The 15,655-nt window shown below is 40.0% G+C and carries 16 protein-coding genes and 2 pseudogenes; 1 reads left to right on the top strand and 17 read right to left on the bottom strand.

The window, feature by feature from the left end; all coding sequences use genetic code 11:
- The 4 genes from ACLQ7H_RS01585 to ACLQ7H_RS01570 all read right to left on the bottom strand — a co-directional run.
- Positions 1–520: ABC transporter ATP-binding protein (locus ACLQ7H_RS01585; RefSeq protein ID WP_411751155.1), on the bottom strand; the 520-nt coding region annotated here is incomplete at its 3' end.
- Positions 510–1,343: an ABC transporter permease gene (locus ACLQ7H_RS01580; protein ID WP_411751154.1), complete on the bottom strand. Its 834-nt coding sequence runs from the start codon at positions 1,341–1,343 to the stop codon at positions 510–512. The genes ACLQ7H_RS01580 and ACLQ7H_RS01585, both read right to left, overlap by 11 nt.
- Positions 1,344–1,466: 123 nt before the next feature.
- Positions 1,467–2,309 (bottom strand): glycosyltransferase, encoded by an 843-nt coding sequence (locus ACLQ7H_RS01575; protein ID WP_411751153.1) that lies wholly within the window; start codon positions 2,307–2,309, stop codon positions 1,467–1,469.
- 79 nt (positions 2,310–2,388) lie between these two features.
- The gene (locus ACLQ7H_RS01570) at positions 2,389–2,571 is read right to left on the bottom strand and encodes a hypothetical protein (protein WP_411751152.1); all 183 of its coding nucleotides are present in this window, start codon (positions 2,569–2,571) and stop codon (positions 2,389–2,391) included.
- 373 nt (positions 2,572–2,944) lie between these two features.
- On the opposite strand from ACLQ7H_RS01570, the gene ACLQ7H_RS01565 reads away from it, so the two are divergent.
- Entirely contained in the window at positions 2,945–3,178 is a 234-nt protein-coding gene (locus tag ACLQ7H_RS01565; RefSeq protein WP_411751151.1) for a hypothetical protein, read from the top strand.
- Positions 3,179–3,251: 73 nt separating this feature from the next.
- Here the strand turns inward: ACLQ7H_RS01565 and rfbD are convergent, their stop codons facing one another.
- From rfbD to ACLQ7H_RS01500, 13 genes and pseudogenes are all read right to left on the bottom strand, one after another.
- Positions 3,252–4,115, bottom strand: coding sequence for a dTDP-4-dehydrorhamnose reductase (gene rfbD / locus ACLQ7H_RS01560; protein WP_411751150.1), 864 nt, complete (start codon positions 4,113–4,115; stop codon positions 3,252–3,254).
- A complete protein-coding gene (rfbC, locus tag ACLQ7H_RS01555; RefSeq protein ID WP_411751149.1) occupies positions 4,112–4,648 on the bottom strand; it encodes a dTDP-4-dehydrorhamnose 3,5-epimerase in 537 nt (178 codons plus the stop codon). Before rfbC ends, rfbD begins: the two co-directional genes overlap by 4 nt.
- A 1-nt stretch (position 4,649) precedes the next feature.
- Positions 4,650–5,519 carry a glucose-1-phosphate thymidylyltransferase RfbA gene (gene rfbA, locus ACLQ7H_RS01550; RefSeq protein ID WP_411751148.1) on the bottom strand — a complete coding sequence of 290 codons (870 nt, stop codon included), beginning with the start codon at positions 5,517–5,519 and terminating at the stop codon, positions 4,650–4,652.
- 14 nt (positions 5,520–5,533) lie between these two features.
- Positions 5,534–5,644, bottom strand: a pseudogene (locus ACLQ7H_RS01545) (dTDP-glucose 4,6-dehydratase); the annotation flags it as partial.
- 883 nt (positions 5,645–6,527) lie between these two features.
- The gene (galE, locus tag ACLQ7H_RS01540; RefSeq protein ID WP_411751147.1) at positions 6,528–7,550 is read right to left on the bottom strand and encodes a UDP-glucose 4-epimerase GalE; all 1,023 of its coding nucleotides are present in this window, start codon (positions 7,548–7,550) and stop codon (positions 6,528–6,530) included.
- Positions 7,551–7,943: 393 nt separating this feature from the next.
- Positions 7,944–8,666, bottom strand: a pseudogene (locus ACLQ7H_RS01535) (IS3 family transposase); the annotation flags it as partial.
- Between the two features lie 107 nt (positions 8,667–8,773).
- Positions 8,774–10,048: a hypothetical protein gene (locus tag ACLQ7H_RS01530; protein WP_411751146.1), complete on the bottom strand. Its 1,275-nt coding sequence runs from the start codon at positions 10,046–10,048 to the stop codon at positions 8,774–8,776.
- Between the two features lie 19 nt (positions 10,049–10,067).
- Positions 10,068–10,817, bottom strand: coding sequence for a glycosyltransferase family 2 protein (locus ACLQ7H_RS01525; protein WP_411751145.1), 750 nt, complete (start codon positions 10,815–10,817; stop codon positions 10,068–10,070).
- 35 nt (positions 10,818–10,852) lie between these two features.
- A complete protein-coding gene (locus ACLQ7H_RS01520; RefSeq protein ID WP_411751144.1) occupies positions 10,853–12,052 on the bottom strand; it encodes an O-antigen ligase family protein in 1,200 nt (399 codons plus the stop codon).
- Positions 12,049–12,543 carry an acyltransferase gene (locus ACLQ7H_RS01515; protein ID WP_411751143.1) on the bottom strand — a complete coding sequence of 165 codons (495 nt, stop codon included), beginning with the start codon at positions 12,541–12,543 and terminating at the stop codon, positions 12,049–12,051. Before ACLQ7H_RS01515 ends, ACLQ7H_RS01520 begins: the two co-directional genes overlap by 4 nt.
- Positions 12,527–13,747 (bottom strand): lipopolysaccharide biosynthesis protein, encoded by a 1,221-nt coding sequence (locus ACLQ7H_RS01510; RefSeq protein ID WP_411751142.1) that lies wholly within the window; start codon positions 13,745–13,747, stop codon positions 12,527–12,529. The genes ACLQ7H_RS01515 and ACLQ7H_RS01510 overlap by 17 nt, the downstream gene beginning before the upstream one ends.
- 1 nt (position 13,748) lies before the next feature.
- Positions 13,749–14,672 (bottom strand): hypothetical protein, encoded by a 924-nt coding sequence (locus ACLQ7H_RS01505; protein ID WP_411751141.1) that lies wholly within the window; start codon positions 14,670–14,672, stop codon positions 13,749–13,751.
- Position 14,673: 1 nt separating this feature from the next.
- The gene (locus tag ACLQ7H_RS01500; RefSeq protein ID WP_411751140.1) at positions 14,674–15,642 is read right to left on the bottom strand and encodes a Gfo/Idh/MocA family protein; all 969 of its coding nucleotides are present in this window, start codon (positions 15,640–15,642) and stop codon (positions 14,674–14,676) included.
- Positions 15,643–15,655 lie beyond the last annotated feature (13 nt).

Below are 15,655 nucleotides of genomic sequence, written 5' to 3'. Positions count from 1 at the left end.
CACATGCCTGGACGGCAAACGCCAGGCGGACGTACATGCCGCTTGAATAGGTTTTAACCGGTTGGTCAATAAATTCACCAATATCAGCAAAGTCAATAATCTCTTGGAAACGAGAGTCAACCTGCTCCCGCGTGAACCCAAGCACAGCGCCGTTAAGGTAAACATTATCCCGGCCGGTAAATTCAGGATTAAAACCCGCCCCTAGCTCTAGCAAAGCTGCAATTCTACCGTGAACCTGAATATCCCCCTCTGTGGGAGTCAACGTTCCGCAGATCATCTGCAATAGAGTGGATTTACCTGCTCCATTACGGCCAATAATGCCAACGGTCTCGCCCTTTTTAATACTAAAAGAAACATTTCTCAGTGCCCAAAACTCACGGAAATAGCGTCTTGACTCACGACGGATCGCACGTTGCAGTTTGGGGGCAAAGAACTGTTTCAGACGATCACGTGGACGATCGTAGATCTGATAACATTTGCTCAATCCTGTGACTTCTATTGCTATCTCGTTAGAGGACATCAGCAAACCCCTTTCTGGTTTTCTGGAAAAAGACAAAGCCCAGCCAGGCTACAACCGCTGCGGCCAGGGTATAGACCCCCAAGCCTAGCCAATCAGGGATACGCCCCCAGATCAACACATTACGAGATTGCTCAATGATAAAAGTGAGAGGATTCAACATGATCCAAATCCTGTATTTCTCTGGTAAAGCTGTAATGGGGAAAAAAACGGGTGACAAGAACATCATTACAGTGGTGATAATGACCGTTGTTTGGCCTACATCCCGGATAAACACCCCTAATGATGCCAGGATCCACGCCAAACCGAGGCAAAAAACCACCAGAGGCAAGAAAACCAGCGGCAAAAAAATGATCGTCCAATGCAAAAATCCATTAAACAAGAAGAAGGCACAAAGAAGTACAACAAGACTGATCAGCGTATGGAACATTGCAGCACAAAGACCGATCACCGGCAGGGTCTCCAAAGGGAAAACGACTTTCTTCACATAGTTGGTATTACCCAGAATAATTTGAGGTGCCCGGTTGACGACCTCGGCAAAAAAGCCGTGAACGATCATGCCTACAAACAAAATGACAGCAAACTGAGTGCGGCTTTCATCACCACCAACAGACCAACGAGCCTTGAAAACCACTGAAAAAACAAATGTATAAACTATCAGCATAAACAGCGGATTCAAGAATGACCATGCCAGCCCCATGGTAGAGCCCTTGTAGCGGCCAACAACCTCACGCTTCGTCATCTGTAGAATAAGAGATTTGAATCCCCAAATATTGCGAATCAAGGCCAACGGTGACAGAGGCAACGTTTTATGCGGATTGCTCATCAGCCGCCCCCATCATACATACCGTACGTTGCAGCTCAGAATCACACTCAGTCAAAAATAACATTAGCAATACCTTAAATTTAATTAGGCCCACAAAAGCACTACCTTTGCCAATCGGCTATTTTACCGCTTCTTTGCAGGAGAAGTCATGGGAATCGTCTTTAAACACTTCTGATTGGCGATGACTCGCTCACTGTCACAAAACCACCCCCACTTGTTAAAGTAAGAAATCGCCGATTTCACATGATAACCCAATAAATTCAAATTCTTATATGACCCCTTTCCGAAGACATGAGTTATCGTGGCGCCGGGATAAAACACAATGTCGGTCAAAACCAATGCTCGCCTGCAGAGGTCCACATCCTCGAGGTACATGAAGTAGCGCTCGTCAAATCCACCCAGTTTTTTTAGCAGTGTTGAATCCATCAGCATGAAACAGCCGGTAACTGACGGCACAGAAAAAGCTTGGGTAAAATCAGCAGATTGGATTTCATACGTGACGTCCAGCTTTGCCCCCCAACGAGGGATAAAGCGGCGAAGAAATAAATTGGCGGGCGTAGGTAGCAAGCGGCAACTGTACTGTAAGCGCCCATCGGTATAGTAAATACGAGGCGAAACAAACTGGTGTCTACCATCACGCGCAAAATGGTAAAGACTCTCAAGCTCCCCCTGAGTAAAACTGACATCAGGGTTACAAATCAAAAAGTAATCACACTTATCTAAAAACTGCCCCATCGCAAGATTATGGCCATAGCCGAATCCTTTGTTCTTCACAGCCGCAATGTAGGTGATACGCGGATTGTTCAGGGAAGCAGCCCAGGCTGAGCCACCGTTATCGACCAACACTATCTTTTCAACGCATGCCTCACTGAGCAAGGAAGACAACGTATCCTCCAACTGGGCGTAGCTATGGTTGTACAAGACGATTGACGCAACAATTTGGTACTTTTCTGATTCTAAAGACATGCCGTATGAAGTTCCTGGATCCATCATTCTGACAGTGGCACACTACCAAGCAGTGCCAGGTGTGTGTTGCGCTTATCATTCACCAATGTCGAATAAAAAATGATAACTCAATGAGTAAAACGCCAAAGGGGGACAACCCTATCCCTTTGATTTCATCCAGTTGAAGATGTACTACCCCGAAAACAGCATCATATTCCCCTAAATGAGGGCGGATCAAACCAGCTACCTGAGCCAGGTTTGTTACTCCCGGATAGGTTGCCACCAAGCCGTTTCCTCATAACCCATATGATTACAGCCGGGGTCACTGTTTTCCGCACATTTTGAGCAGGAATGCCCGCCTTTCGCGCTTTTAACTCTACATCAGCGACTGACTTATCAATCACGCCCTTAGACAAACCGCTGGTAAAGCCCCTCCCGCGTAAAACCGATAACAGCTTGCAGGACAGGCACCTTAGAACATACCTTACGCTAACTGGTCCGCTTATTTTTGAATCAATAGTAAACAAATTAGACGTTAACTATTGGGTTTTCACCCTCTAAGGAAAGTACCGGAGGGTAGCACAAATAATCAAAATATCCGACACCAAGCCCAAAAAATACTGCGCTTAATCAGTTGGATTTCAAGGCAAACAAAAGTGGTAACAACATGTTATTTATTGATATTTTTTGTAAAAACAACAATCACGGATGTGTATTTATTAAGCAGGCAGGTTTCAGATGATGCTTGGCGCGTGACAAAACAAGCCAACCTATTAATCGCCGCTCTCATTATAAATACGGCTTTCATGGTTAAAAAGGGTGTTCAATCAGGAAAAACCGAGCAATCTAACTTTCATTTATGTGCAAAAGGTGCAGGTGAGTTTCCGTGAAGGAAGCAATCGTTTTGGCTGGAAGACGGGGCAAGCATACAGGCTCGAATAGCGAGCCTGTATGAGAAAGAGGTTACAACTTCTGACAGTTGGCAACAACGAACTCAACACGCTCTTTCCAAGGGGAAAGTTTGACTCCTACGTTTTGAATCTTTTCGCAGTTCAAAACCGAGTACTTAGGTCGTTTAGCTGGGGTCGGATATTGTTCAGTGGTGATGCCATTAACAACAGGAACCTGTTCCAGAATTCCTTGTTGTAGTGCTGAAGAGAAAATGATCTCAGCAAACTCGTTCCATGCCACTTCGCTATTACCGCAGAAATGATAAATACCACCTGGGGCTTCTTTCTGTAGCAAAGTGATTACCGCCTGGGCTATATCACCAGCATAAGTCGGGCAGCCACGCTGATCGGCAACAATACCTAACCTATCCCGTCCCTGAGCCAGACGCAGCATTGTTTTCACAAAATTATTCCCATACTCACTAAAAACCCATGCAGTACGAATAATCAACGCTTCGGGTTGAATTTGGCTTACCGCAAGTTCACCTTGCAATTTAGTATGGCCATAAACTCCCAACGGATTGGTGTCAGCGACTTCACTGTAAGGTGTTGTGGCATCACCATCAAACACATAATCCGTTGAAATATGGACCAACCGCGCACCAATTTCACTTGCGACCATAGCCAGATTTTTCGGCCCGATCTCATTGATTAGTGCGGCAGTTTCGCATTCAAATTCTGCTTTATCTACAGCAGTATATGCTGCAGCGTTAACTATAAAGTCGGGTTGATACGCAGCAGCAATGTTCTTAACCTTTTCAAGATCGGTAATATCAAGAGTATTTGAATCGGTAGCCAACATGCCCCACCCAGTTGGCAGCCGATCGCAGAAGCACTGGCCTAGTTGACCTTTGGCCCCGGTAAGTAACACTTTCATTGACCTAATTCCTTCAGCAACTTGCCGAGTTTATCCTTATCAGATAAAAGTGGGTTGGCAATGGGCCATTCACCCCCAACGTCCGGATCGTTCCACAGCAGGCAACCCTCATGAGCAGGATTGTAGTAGTCGGTGCATTTATATTCAAAATCCGCCGTGTCGGATAACACGACAAAACCGTGCGCCAAACCTGGCGGGATCCAGAATTGGATCTTATTCTCTTCCGACAGGGTGACCCCTTCCCAGGCACCGTAAGTTGGTGAATCAGGGCGGATATCAACAACGACATCGAAAACTTCCCCCCGAACGACTCGTACTAACTTCCCTTGAGGATTTATCATTTGAAAATGCAGGCCACGCAGTACACCGCGTGAAGAACGTGAATGGTTGTCTTGTACAAAATCCAGCTCAATATCCAACAATTCCTGATAACGTTTCTTTTCAAATGTTTCCAGGAAGAAGCCGCGCGCATCCCCAAATACCTTTGGCTGAATAATCTTCACACCACGGATTTTGGTATCTGTGACTTGCATCTTAATTCTCCACGATCAGTTGCGATAAGTATTGCCCATAAAGGGTCTTGCAAAGCAATTTGGCTTCTGCAGCGACCTGCTCACGGCTCAGCCACCCTTTACGGTAGGCGATCTCTTCCAGGCAGGCTACTTTGAAGCCTTGGCGCTTTTCAATAGTATGAATAAACTGTGAAGCTTCGATTAGGCTGTCATGCGTGCCAGTGTCCAGCCATGCAAAACCGCGGCCGAACAGTTCCACGTTGAGCTTTCCCTTCTCTAAGTACATCTGATTGAGCGTTGTGATCTCTAATTCGCCACGCGATGATGGTTTAACCTGCTTGGCCAACTCAACAACATCATGATCATAGAAGTAAAGCCCAGTAACAGCCCAGTTCGATTTTGGCTTTGTCGGCTTTTCCTCCAAAGACAAGGCGCGAAAATTGTCATCAAACTCGACCACGCCAAACCGCTCAGGATCCATCACCTGGTAGCCAAACACTGTTGCTCCCAGATCACGTTCAACCACTGAAGCAAGCTTTTTGCCAAAACTTTGGCCAAAGAAAATATTGTCGCCTAATACCAGCGCGCAGCTTTCACCATTGATGAACTCTTCACCTATCAGAAACGCTTGCGCCAACCCGTCTGGACTGGGTTGGATAGCATAACTTAAAGAAATCCCAAAACGGCTCCCATCACCCAGTAACCGTTTGAATGACGGCACATCTTCTGGTGTCGAAATTATCAAAATTTCGCGGATCCCTGCCAGCATCAATACTGACAGCGGGTAATAAATCATCGGTTTATCATAGATAGGCAGCAGTTGCTTTGAAACCCCACGAGTAATGGGGTAAAGACGTGTACCTGACCCGCCAGCTAAAACAATACCTTTCATTTTCATACTCTAAGGTCGCTTGAGGATTTCGAGGCTGAGTAAAGGTTACTTGGTGCATGCATGGTTACAGTGAACCGCTCATCGGTACCATGCAACTCACCGTAGACTTCATCGGTTTTCATATAACCTTCTAAACAGCACGGTGAGACTTTTGGCAAACACACAAGCATCGATGATTTAACATTCACCACAGGTTACTCTGTAGTCATCTGCTCAATATCAACAGAATAAATAATCACCTTAAAATCAACATGTTGCGCTGTTAACCATACTAAATAAGCGCGACATAATACAAGAACTCACCGTTATTAGCCATCAGAAACCACTTATATTATGGTTAGTAACATTCCTACCCATTGCGCCAGTTTATAAATTTTAAATTAATACAATAGCTTAAAAAAAGCACACTAATCACGGATTTCACCAGCGTTCTTCCAGTAATATCTCACTTTAATCTTCTGGCAAACCAGTAGGTCATTATTCTGATTTTGTCTAGGAATGTCATATTTTGTTACACTATGAAGTATAATGATATGTCGTAGATACGCGGTCAGAAAATAATCAAAAACAAGTTCCACTCACTGCCAGATTAAAAAAAACACGCTACCGCCCTTGGCTTAACAGCTACCAACCGACTGAAATAAAATATAAATTTTAAGTTATTCCCAACGCCTACATTGAGCTACCCAGCCTAAACAGATACTCAACCGTACTCCGACCGAGTGCTAACGTCTGATAATTGAGATTTTTGAAGCGTATGCTATCACCGAAGCTGTAAAACACCTGTACATTATCCACTCTTTCAGGTTTATCTGATAACGTTCGCTGCTTTATTGAGCTAATTCCTTGTGTAATAAGTAAACTCATTTAATATCATATAATTAAGACACATTAGATTAATAATTTTATAATTAAGGCAGCATATTGATAGCAGGCTTCTGATTATGAAGGCGAAAAAAAAGCCCACAAATGGGCTTTTTAAAATCGGATAATCTGCTGGAACTTACTTCAGTATTTACTGCCATATCCCTGCGGGTTGTTCTTCTGCCAGTTCCAGGTGTCACGCATCATCTCATCAATGCCACGGCTAACCTCCCAGCCCAGCTCTTGGCGCGCCAGGTTGGCGTCGGCCCAGAATGCAGGTAAATCGCCATCGCGACGCGGCAAAATCTGATAAGGAATAGCTACGCCTGAAGCTTTCTCAAAAGCATTCACCATTTCCAGTACGGAGAATCCAACGCCAGCTCCCAGGTTGTAAGCTTTGAATCCTTCAACCTTCTTCAGATGATCCATGGCCATCAGGTGGCCTTCCGCCAGATCCATCACATGAATGTAGTCACGCACGCCGGTACCATCTTCGGTTGGATAATCGCCGCCGAAAATACCCAGCTTCTCTAGCTTGCCGATAGCAACCTGCGAGATGTAAGGCAACAGGTTATTAGGGATGCCATTGGGATCTTCGCCAATCAGACCAGACTCATGAGCACCAACTGGGTTGAAGTAGCGTAAAGCGATAATCGAGAATTGCGGCTCAGCCTTAGCGAAGTCCTGCAGGATCTGCTCAACCATCAGTTTGGATGTGCCGTACGGGCTAGTCGTACCACCAATAGGTGTGGTTTCAACGTAAGGCACTGGAGAGTTAGCACCATAGACAGTGGCCGAGGAACTGAAGATAAACTGGTGAACTCCGGCACGACGCATCTCATCCAGTAGCACCAGAGTGCCAGAGACGTTGTTATGATAATACTCTAACGGTTTGCGGGTTGACTCCCCTACTGCTTTGAGGCCAGCAAAGTGGATCACGGAGGAGATTCGGTGACCACCAAAGATACGGTTCAGACACTCTGTATCTTGGATGTCACCCTGATAGAAGATGGCTGCTTTACCCGTTAGCTGTTCCACACGGTGCAGTGACTCTTCGGATGAGTTCGATAGGTTGTCTAGGACGACGACCTCCTCTCCTCGCTCCAGCAGGGCCAGAACGGTGTGGGAACCGATGTAGCCGGCACCACCGGTGACTAGAATTGCCATTGTTACCCCTTAAGTATGCAAATGATGTGGAGAATGCTAAGTCAGTAGGTGACTATTGTACTCTTGAAATCTTCAACGGCTACCCTGCCAAGTTATAAACTTGATGCTATGGAGAAAACTGTATTGACATCATTACAATCGGACAGTTGCCCGGCGGAAGCAGTAGCGGAGCTTTATTAGACTTAGTGGAATATCGAAATTGAGTGCGGGAATATCAAAAGTTGCCTACAGAGCAATAAGCAGGAAGTTGGAGTCACTGTATCAGGGGGTATTTAGGTGAACTGACTTCCAATCTGATCAGACGGGAAGTCGCCCTGGTAGCAAAGCAGCATAAAATAGTGCTATTAGAAATGAGTTTTCATTTTACTTTTGGGATGATAGCCGCAGAATTTATCATATCGGGAAATATGGTTTTGTTAACACACAAATTTTAATTCCACGTACTTTTGAGATTCCTGGTTTTTCAGGCATCTGCCGGTATTCTTCCAGCGCTAGGTTATTCAGGAATTCATAAGACCGTTCGCTATTGTTTTCACCCGATCAGCGACCTATGAGCTACCGCGCTTTATTCAGCGTTTTGAATAGGTAAAAAACTAGTATTTCTGTCCGTTACGTTCTGTTAAATTGTTCGATAAAAGCAATCTATATCGCCTTACCTAGTTTATAAATTTTAGTATTACGTCATGTTCCTCGCCCATTGTGCCAGCGCAAGTGATATCAGTTCCGGCCCGTTATCTTTCCGCATCTTCAACGAATAACCGCGGCTTACCAATATCCACACCAGCCCCCGAACGATACGCAGCTCCGAGATATTCAGTTCGATTTCTATCGCATGGGCTCGCTGTTAAAAACATTCACAACGTTGAAAATCCGAAAATGCTGTCTACAAACCAACGTATTATACATAAAAACGATGGACCAGCTCTAGTTCAGCGCTTCCGGCACTGCAAGCGGAGCCGGATTGTAAGTCAGCATACGCTGCATTCCCTTTCGAAGAAAATTCAGTTTTAACGGGCAATAAATCCAGTGTTCGCAGTTGCGGTAACAGGCATGCCCTCTGCGAAGAGCCTGAAAAAGCGTCTTAAACCCTAGCGTGAGTGACATTTCGCATGGATCATCGGCTCACCACATCACGCATGTGTCTGGACAAAATACACAGTCCTTCTCAGCGAGAACCTCCAATATGCCTGGCACCATATATGCGCTGTCAGGTAACTTGGCGGTTACATAGAATCATGATGTAGTCCCTGCCAGCTACCATATTGAGATAAAATATCCCAAACACCATCTTCCACGCAAATTATCGTAACACAAGATCCAATAGCCTTGGATTCCAATTTAACTTTGTTAACCGCCGCTCTAAAAACTGCATCCGCTTTTAATTTAACAATTATACCAGACTCGTTAACCACAAGGAATGTATACACCAAACCCTCCTGTGCTTTAGGAAGGACAAAAACCACTGTTTTTTTTCCTCCTTTATTTGTATGAGTGACATTACTGTCAAATTCATTCAGGAAGCATAGAGAAGTTTGATGAATTATCTTTTTACGATTAGAAAACAATTCACCGCCAACACCGATACTTAATGTTTTATTTCCCAATTGATAGAAATCTATCGTTCCATCAGAATTATAACAAATCCTTTGGCATTGAACAGATGTATCACGACCTACATTAGAATGGAATTGAAACTCGGTACCATAAAATTTCCTTGCAGAATACCTAGTTATAATATTTCCAGACCATGACCGGCACCCATAATGGTAGTTAACATCATTCAGTAAAGGAGCATTCCAAGACATTGTATCCCTATTCCAGCTAATATAAAATCGCCCGGCTAACGGCGACCATTTACCACCCGCAATCCGAAAGTCTTGGTCCGAATCTGAAATGCCTTGTCCCAAAGCCCAACGAGTCGAACCTTCATATCTAAAAACTACTGAAGATCGACTCGCAATTCCGCCCCCCGAGTTATCCACAACTAATGCCGGATGATGGTTACTTTTAATCACAATTTCATTAGCATTTTTCTTTTCAGGCTGTGAGGTCTTAAGTATAAATTTAATTTGCCCTCCCCATTGGCCAGAATCGGAATTAAAACCAGAAAAATCGATCAATTGAACATCATTCTTTAGCAGGATAGATTTTTCATGCCATAGACAACCATTTTCGATTGTTATAATCCCCTTGTCCATTGAGTTTATTAATTTCTGAATGAGTTCAGAGTTATCAAAAAACCTATCATTAATACCTCCATTTTTTAGAACAGAGATAGAATATTGGAACTGACTATTATCGATGGCATCTCTAATAGATTTAATATTCTTTGCCTTACTTTCAAACTCATAATTAAGAGGATCACTTTTGAAATTATCGTTTGGAGTGGCAATTACATCTTCTTTTTCACTGGCGTTGCTACGATTGAAGAGTAGACTCAAAGAAGTAATTGAGAAGAGTGAAAGAAGAGCTTTACTAAACAAACTGCGACGATCCACTATAACCTCACTTAAAAAATTACCTAAGTACAGCCCTGATAGAGTAATATGCGAAACACTCTAGTGATCTAAGTAGTGATAATCTTTCAATTTTTCTATAAATTTCCCATTGCCTTTTTGCTTTTTTAAATTTATTTCTAGATATTGAGTTAGAAACGATACGATAGCTAGTAAGAGCCTCAGGCAATAGATAAGCTCGATGATTTTGTCGCAGTAATTTTAGCCATAATGCATAGTCTTGCCCTGTCCGAATTAAAGGCATTGAAATCTCTTCAAAAGCACATCTTCTTAATACTACAGTAGAGCAACCAATGGTCGCCTTTTTTCTTAACATGTCATTATAATCAAAAGAATCATTATTATTAATGTCTATATTTTTATTTAAACTATGTCCATTCTCATTCAGAAGTCTGAATGCAGTAAATGAAAAATTTATTCCACAGTTTTCCATAAACGAAATCTGTTTTCTTAACTTATCGCAATCCCACATATCATCACTATCGACAAAAGCAATAAAATCACCTTTAGCTCTTACCAAAGAGTTGTTCCTTGCGACTGCTGCACCAGAATTTTTAGAATTCGATGCTATCCTTACCCTAAAATCATTAATCGCTATTTCCTGAAGTATCTCCATTGTGGAATCTGTAGAACAATCATCTGTAACTAACCATTCCCAATTTTCATGTGTCTGACTCTTGATCGAGTTATATGTTTGCAGGAGAAACTTTGATGAATTATATGAAGGTGTAATAATTGAAACTAGAGGCATAGTATTTCACTCAAATCAGTTATAAAATAAATGTTTTAAATTAACGTTCTGCAATATAAATTCTTTTTACACAGGTTAGCATAAAAACAAACGCAAAATATATTTAAAACCATCAATTCAACATATACCATCATATTTGCTGATGAAAAGACAAGAAGGGAAAGCACATAGCAATATAGTATATTTCTCTCCCTCCTATTTATATTAATGCGTTTCAAATATCTAAGAAGAGAAACCCAACAAAAGATAAACAAAAATACACCTATAACACCACCCTCAAAATAAACCTCCAAGAAAGAGTTATGCATGCTTTGCAAATCCCTTCCTTGAAAACCCTCCAAATAAACCCTGCTCTGGGCAAGACCGTAACCTAAAACAGGTCTATCTTCAATCAACTTTATAGCATACCAAAATAACTCGAATCGACCGCTTCCTGTGGTAACTCTATCACTTCTCGCATCAATGGTTGCGGCAAAATCACTATAATGATTGTATAACGCGATGATGGTAACAACTACAACACATCCGAAACCAAGGACTATCACAGTGGTTTTTATTCCACGAGCAAATAGAAGATATAACAAGGGTAAAGCAAACGCGATATACCCTGTAATAGAGTAAGTTAATAATACTGTGATGACACTTAAAAAATAAAAAGTTATATCTGTTTTTTTGACAAAAAGTAAAGCAGAGAAGAAAAATGGAAGTACCATCAACACATAGTTATTAGGGCTATCTGCAAAACCACGCATTCTAGGTAATATACCTTCCATATAAAGGCCGTAAAGCTTACGCTCATCTCCTAACTGAAAATGGAGAATGTAATAGGAGAACAAACCAAAGAAAAAGTAAGTAAAGGATGCCAGCATGAAAAATTTAGAAAACATGTAGAATTTATTAACAAATTCGGTCGGTTCTATATTATCGGATAAAACATACAAGCAAAAGAAACATATTATCAACAATAATATGCCAGTAGTTCTTATTAAAGCCAATGGACTATTGGCAGCCCAAAAAGTTGTAGAAATCATATAGGCAAAAAATATCAGTACCGCCAAAGTAAATAATGGTAATTTGAGTTTATTATTAATGGAGAATTTAAAGACAAAAGGTAAAGAAAAAAGAGTAATTATCATATATGGTTTTATAGCAGTGGAAATACCACCGATCCAAAACTGCTGAAATAAAAACGAATAAAAAAGCAAAAAGAAAATGAGATTACGATTTATAATCAATGGAATTGCCCTTTAATTTTAAGCACTTCATAATGTTCTATATCTCTCATAGCAAATACTTTCGCAGGGTTACCACCCGCGATAGAACACTTTGGAATATCGCTAACAATGACAGAACCTGCCTGTACAATGGCTCCTTCACCTATTTCGCAATTAGACAAAATAGTCACATCCATTCCAAACCAAACATTATCTCCAATTTTAACATTCTTAATAATGTAAGTATCATCATATGGCAAAGCGTTACCCTTATAATTATGCACTTGAGTGATAATTTTGCATCCACTACCACTGTGAAAATTGTCACCGATATCTACACGCCCCTCACCATAGATTCGAAAACCATTGAAATTAACATTCCGACCTATAAACGTTTTCTTTGTTAACAAGGTAAAACCACTAACACGTGGTTTTACTTTATATGCCCCAAGCCTTCTAATTGCTATAAGGGTAAATATAAATACACGTAATTTTTTAATTAGATTCCGCATAAAACCCCCTTTTACAAACAAAAAATGTAGAAAGCATAAATATAAACCATGTTAATAAATATGATAGTACAACACCTTTAAGGCCAAAATATTTACACATTAGCAGTCCAAACGTGACATTAAATAAACCACAAGCTAAAGTTATTATGAATAATTTATTTGTCGCTCTAAGGTACATAATTAGAGAAGAAAACAAAAAATACCCCCCCTGAAATAATACACCAACAACCAAAAGTCTAGAAATATTAATTGCACCTGCATATGCATGAGGGAAAAAATGTAAAACAACAACACTAATTAAAAGCTGATATAATAGAAAAAGGACTAAAACAAAGCTTAGATATTTAATACCATAAGTCAGCAATAATGACTTAAAGGACATCCCGTCCTTTAGTTTCTTATATAAAATAGGAGACAGATTTTGACTTATTGCGGAATATACTAGAGATAACGTAGATGCTAACAAAGCAGCCAATGAATAGATTGCAAATTCCTCTCTCTCCATATATCCAGCTAAAATAAACCTATCCGAAACTGTAACCATAGAAGCAGTCAGGGCATGTGCTGCTGAAAAAATGCCAAAATGTAATAAAGATGAATTTATAGAGAAGAAACCAAAGTAACAAGATTGCCCCTTATTATGTAAATAGAACAGCCCAATTATACTAGAAATAAAAAAAACAAAACTCATGACAGCTATAAATTGAAGGCCTGTAACAATGAAAAAGTAAGCAGTCAGAAGAGGAACTAGGAAAGATAATGAAATAGTAATACATTGATAGAAAGCAAAATAAATAACTTTATTTTCAAGCCTCAAGTATTGAGAAACAACTTGATATATAGATCTAGATATTATCAATAATGGTATAAAAAAAATAACTGGGCTGAAATCATAAAAAAGAACCAATATAATAACCAGAAACTGTAGTAATATAAACGAAACAATGTTACATGTTATAAAAAAAGAAAAAACTTCCTGTACTTTTTTTATCCGCTCTTCCGATTTTTCTGCAAAAACTAGTGAATAGCTAGATGGCGTACCAAATAAAAAAACAGACGCAAGTACAACTGAAATTGAATAATATAGAGAATATTCACCAAAAGCATCGACCTGAAGTACTTTAGTGACAAGAGGAAGGAGTAAAAATCCCAATACCGAAGCAAAAACAGTTATACCACTAAAGCCAAAAAGTTTTTTATACATTTTAAATTTTCGCTGTATCTACAACATGGACATATTTTTCAAAATACTTATATATATCACTCAGTCTATTGCTCACCTCTTGATCGATATAATCGCCAGGTATTTTAAAACTATAAGCATCCAGACTATCATCAATCAAAATACTTGTTAATATAGATGCACTATAGAAACCAGCAACTTTAAGTGGACATATCTCATTCTTTACTAAAGCAATTTCTGAAGGATTACTTAACCGTTTTATAGAATATCCAAGCATAGAGTATTCTTTTAAATTTTCATCACTTTCTTCACGGTGAGGAATGTATGTCACATGGTCACCTTTAAAAAAATTAAGCACTGAAGATAACAAGGTTAAATAATTGTTTTTTTCAATCAACCCAATTTCGACATATTTTGCACCAAAAAACACTACACCTGTCGAATCCCTCTTTTCAAAAAGTGATTTCAGTAACGAGAAATCATTATAAATCATACTTCTCCCATCACTGACAGACAAAAAAGTATATAATGGAAATATATAGTTACGATTTAGAATGCAGCTAATTAAGTTATCCTTACCAACTTCCTTTAAGTGTACTAGAGTTGCAATTCCGTCATCCATAAGAGTTAAATTCACTCTTAAAGCCTTTAACAATTTTGTGTATTTGCTTTTATGACATCCGATGAATATCTTGGGACTTATTTGACTCATAAAAACAGATGATATTATTTTAAAAAAGCCAAGCCCTGTAGTGAAGCTATAAATTGCTGACTCATCTAAAAGACAAGTATTCTTAATGTAGAAATCAATCACATTCTTTATTTGGCTGTCATTATAATGACTATTGTTATATCTGATAATGATTTTATAATCTCCACGTCTGGCATAAATACTTTCAGCCGCATTAATTATTTGCCCTGGAGATTCAACATAATAAATATCCATTTCACACCCTTTTTTTGCTGTAACCTGCCATTTCTGAATATATGATTGAATTATTATAATGTTCATCAATGCAGCAAAGATCTGTAGTGTTATCGCTTAAGAAACTCTTAACCTGAAGATATAAGCCTGGCTTATACTTAATATCTAAACTATCATCAACCTCTACAAACTCAGAGTTAATACTATTAATTTTCTGAATTTGAAGTTTTTCAATAGGCCTAAAAATATACTTACTCTTAACTGTACTTAATTCTAAACTCCAACGGCCTGGAGAGTTCCAATTTCCATGATAGCTAAATAATACATCGTTTGTGGTTCTGCCTGCTCCGACAAAGTTAGCTGACCTCGAGTGCCACGTTGTATGACCCGATACATAACTCGCTATCTCATTTGGCTTACCTCCTAAGAAGAATGCCAAGTCAACGATGTGAGATGAATTTGCAAGAAACCAGTTTTCTTTTACTCCATCAGCTTTCTTTATTTTTTCAATTACAGATGCCCACTCAGTAACCTCGAAAACAAAAGACTCAAGACCACCATCTTGCTCAATAAGCTCCCTTGCCTTTAATACAGAACTAAAGAAACGTCTGTTATATGCAACATAAATTGAACAATTTGACTTAGACGCTAACTCTGATAAGAGTTTTATTTCATTCAGTACAAGCCCTGCTGGTTTTTCTACTAATATTTTTTTTACACCATAATGAATGAGAGCCACTGTTGTTTCGTATAACGCCTCAACACCGACGGCCACGATGGCTTCTTTTATAGAGAGTGCACATTTATTTTCCAATAGATATTGATTAACCCCCCCCGTAACAACTTTTTTACCTGTATTTTTATAGAATTCTTGAGCGGAATTTTCATTCCGTCCTATAATCACGACCTCTTCATTTTCTAAACCATCCAAATCCTTCACTACTTTATAATACTCTTGTGCCATTGGCCCTGCACCTACAATCAAAATCATTTAACTCACCTAT

The sequence above is a fragment of the Serratia sp. (in: enterobacteria) genome (assembly GCF_046715635.1).
Lineage (GTDB): Bacteria > Pseudomonadota > Gammaproteobacteria > Enterobacterales > Enterobacteriaceae > Chania.
Note: the sequence above shows the minus strand (reverse complement) of the source record. Positions and strands in the feature narration are given on the sequence as shown.

Bases quoted from the DNA above. Each gene is read 5' to 3' on its own strand.
- ACLQ7H_RS01505 (WP_411751141.1), bottom strand. From the start codon at position 14,672: ATGGATATTTATTATGTTGAATCTCCAGGGCAAATAATTAATGCGGCT.
- ACLQ7H_RS01525 (WP_411751145.1), bottom strand. From the start codon at position 10,817: ATGCCTCTAGTTTCAATTATTACACCTTCATATAATTCATCAAAGTTT.
- ACLQ7H_RS01510 (WP_411751142.1), bottom strand. From the start codon at position 13,747: ATGTATAAAAAACTTTTTGGCTTTAGTGGTATAACTGTTTTTGCTTCG.
- rfbD (WP_411751150.1), bottom strand. From the start codon at position 4,115: ATGAAAGTGTTACTTACCGGGGCCAAAGGTCAACTAGGCCAGTGCTTC.
- galE (WP_411751147.1), bottom strand. From the start codon at position 7,550: ATGGCAATTCTAGTCACCGGTGGTGCCGGCTACATCGGTTCCCACACC.
- ACLQ7H_RS01500 (WP_411751140.1), bottom strand. From the start codon at position 15,642: ATGATTTTGATTGTAGGTGCAGGGCCAATGGCACAAGAGTATTATAAA.
- ACLQ7H_RS01575 (WP_411751153.1), bottom strand. From the start codon at position 2,309: ATGTCTTTAGAATCAGAAAAGTACCAAATTGTTGCGTCAATCGTCTTG.
- rfbA (WP_411751148.1), bottom strand. From the start codon at position 5,519: ATGAAAGGTATTGTTTTAGCTGGCGGGTCAGGTACACGTCTTTACCCC.
- rfbC (WP_411751149.1), bottom strand. From the start codon at position 4,648: ATGCAAGTCACAGATACCAAAATCCGTGGTGTGAAGATTATTCAGCCA.
- ACLQ7H_RS01515 (WP_411751143.1), bottom strand. From the start codon at position 12,543: ATGCGGAATCTAATTAAAAAATTACGTGTATTTATATTTACCCTTATA.
- ACLQ7H_RS01580 (WP_411751154.1), bottom strand. From the start codon at position 1,343: ATGAGCAATCCGCATAAAACGTTGCCTCTGTCACCGTTGGCCTTGATT.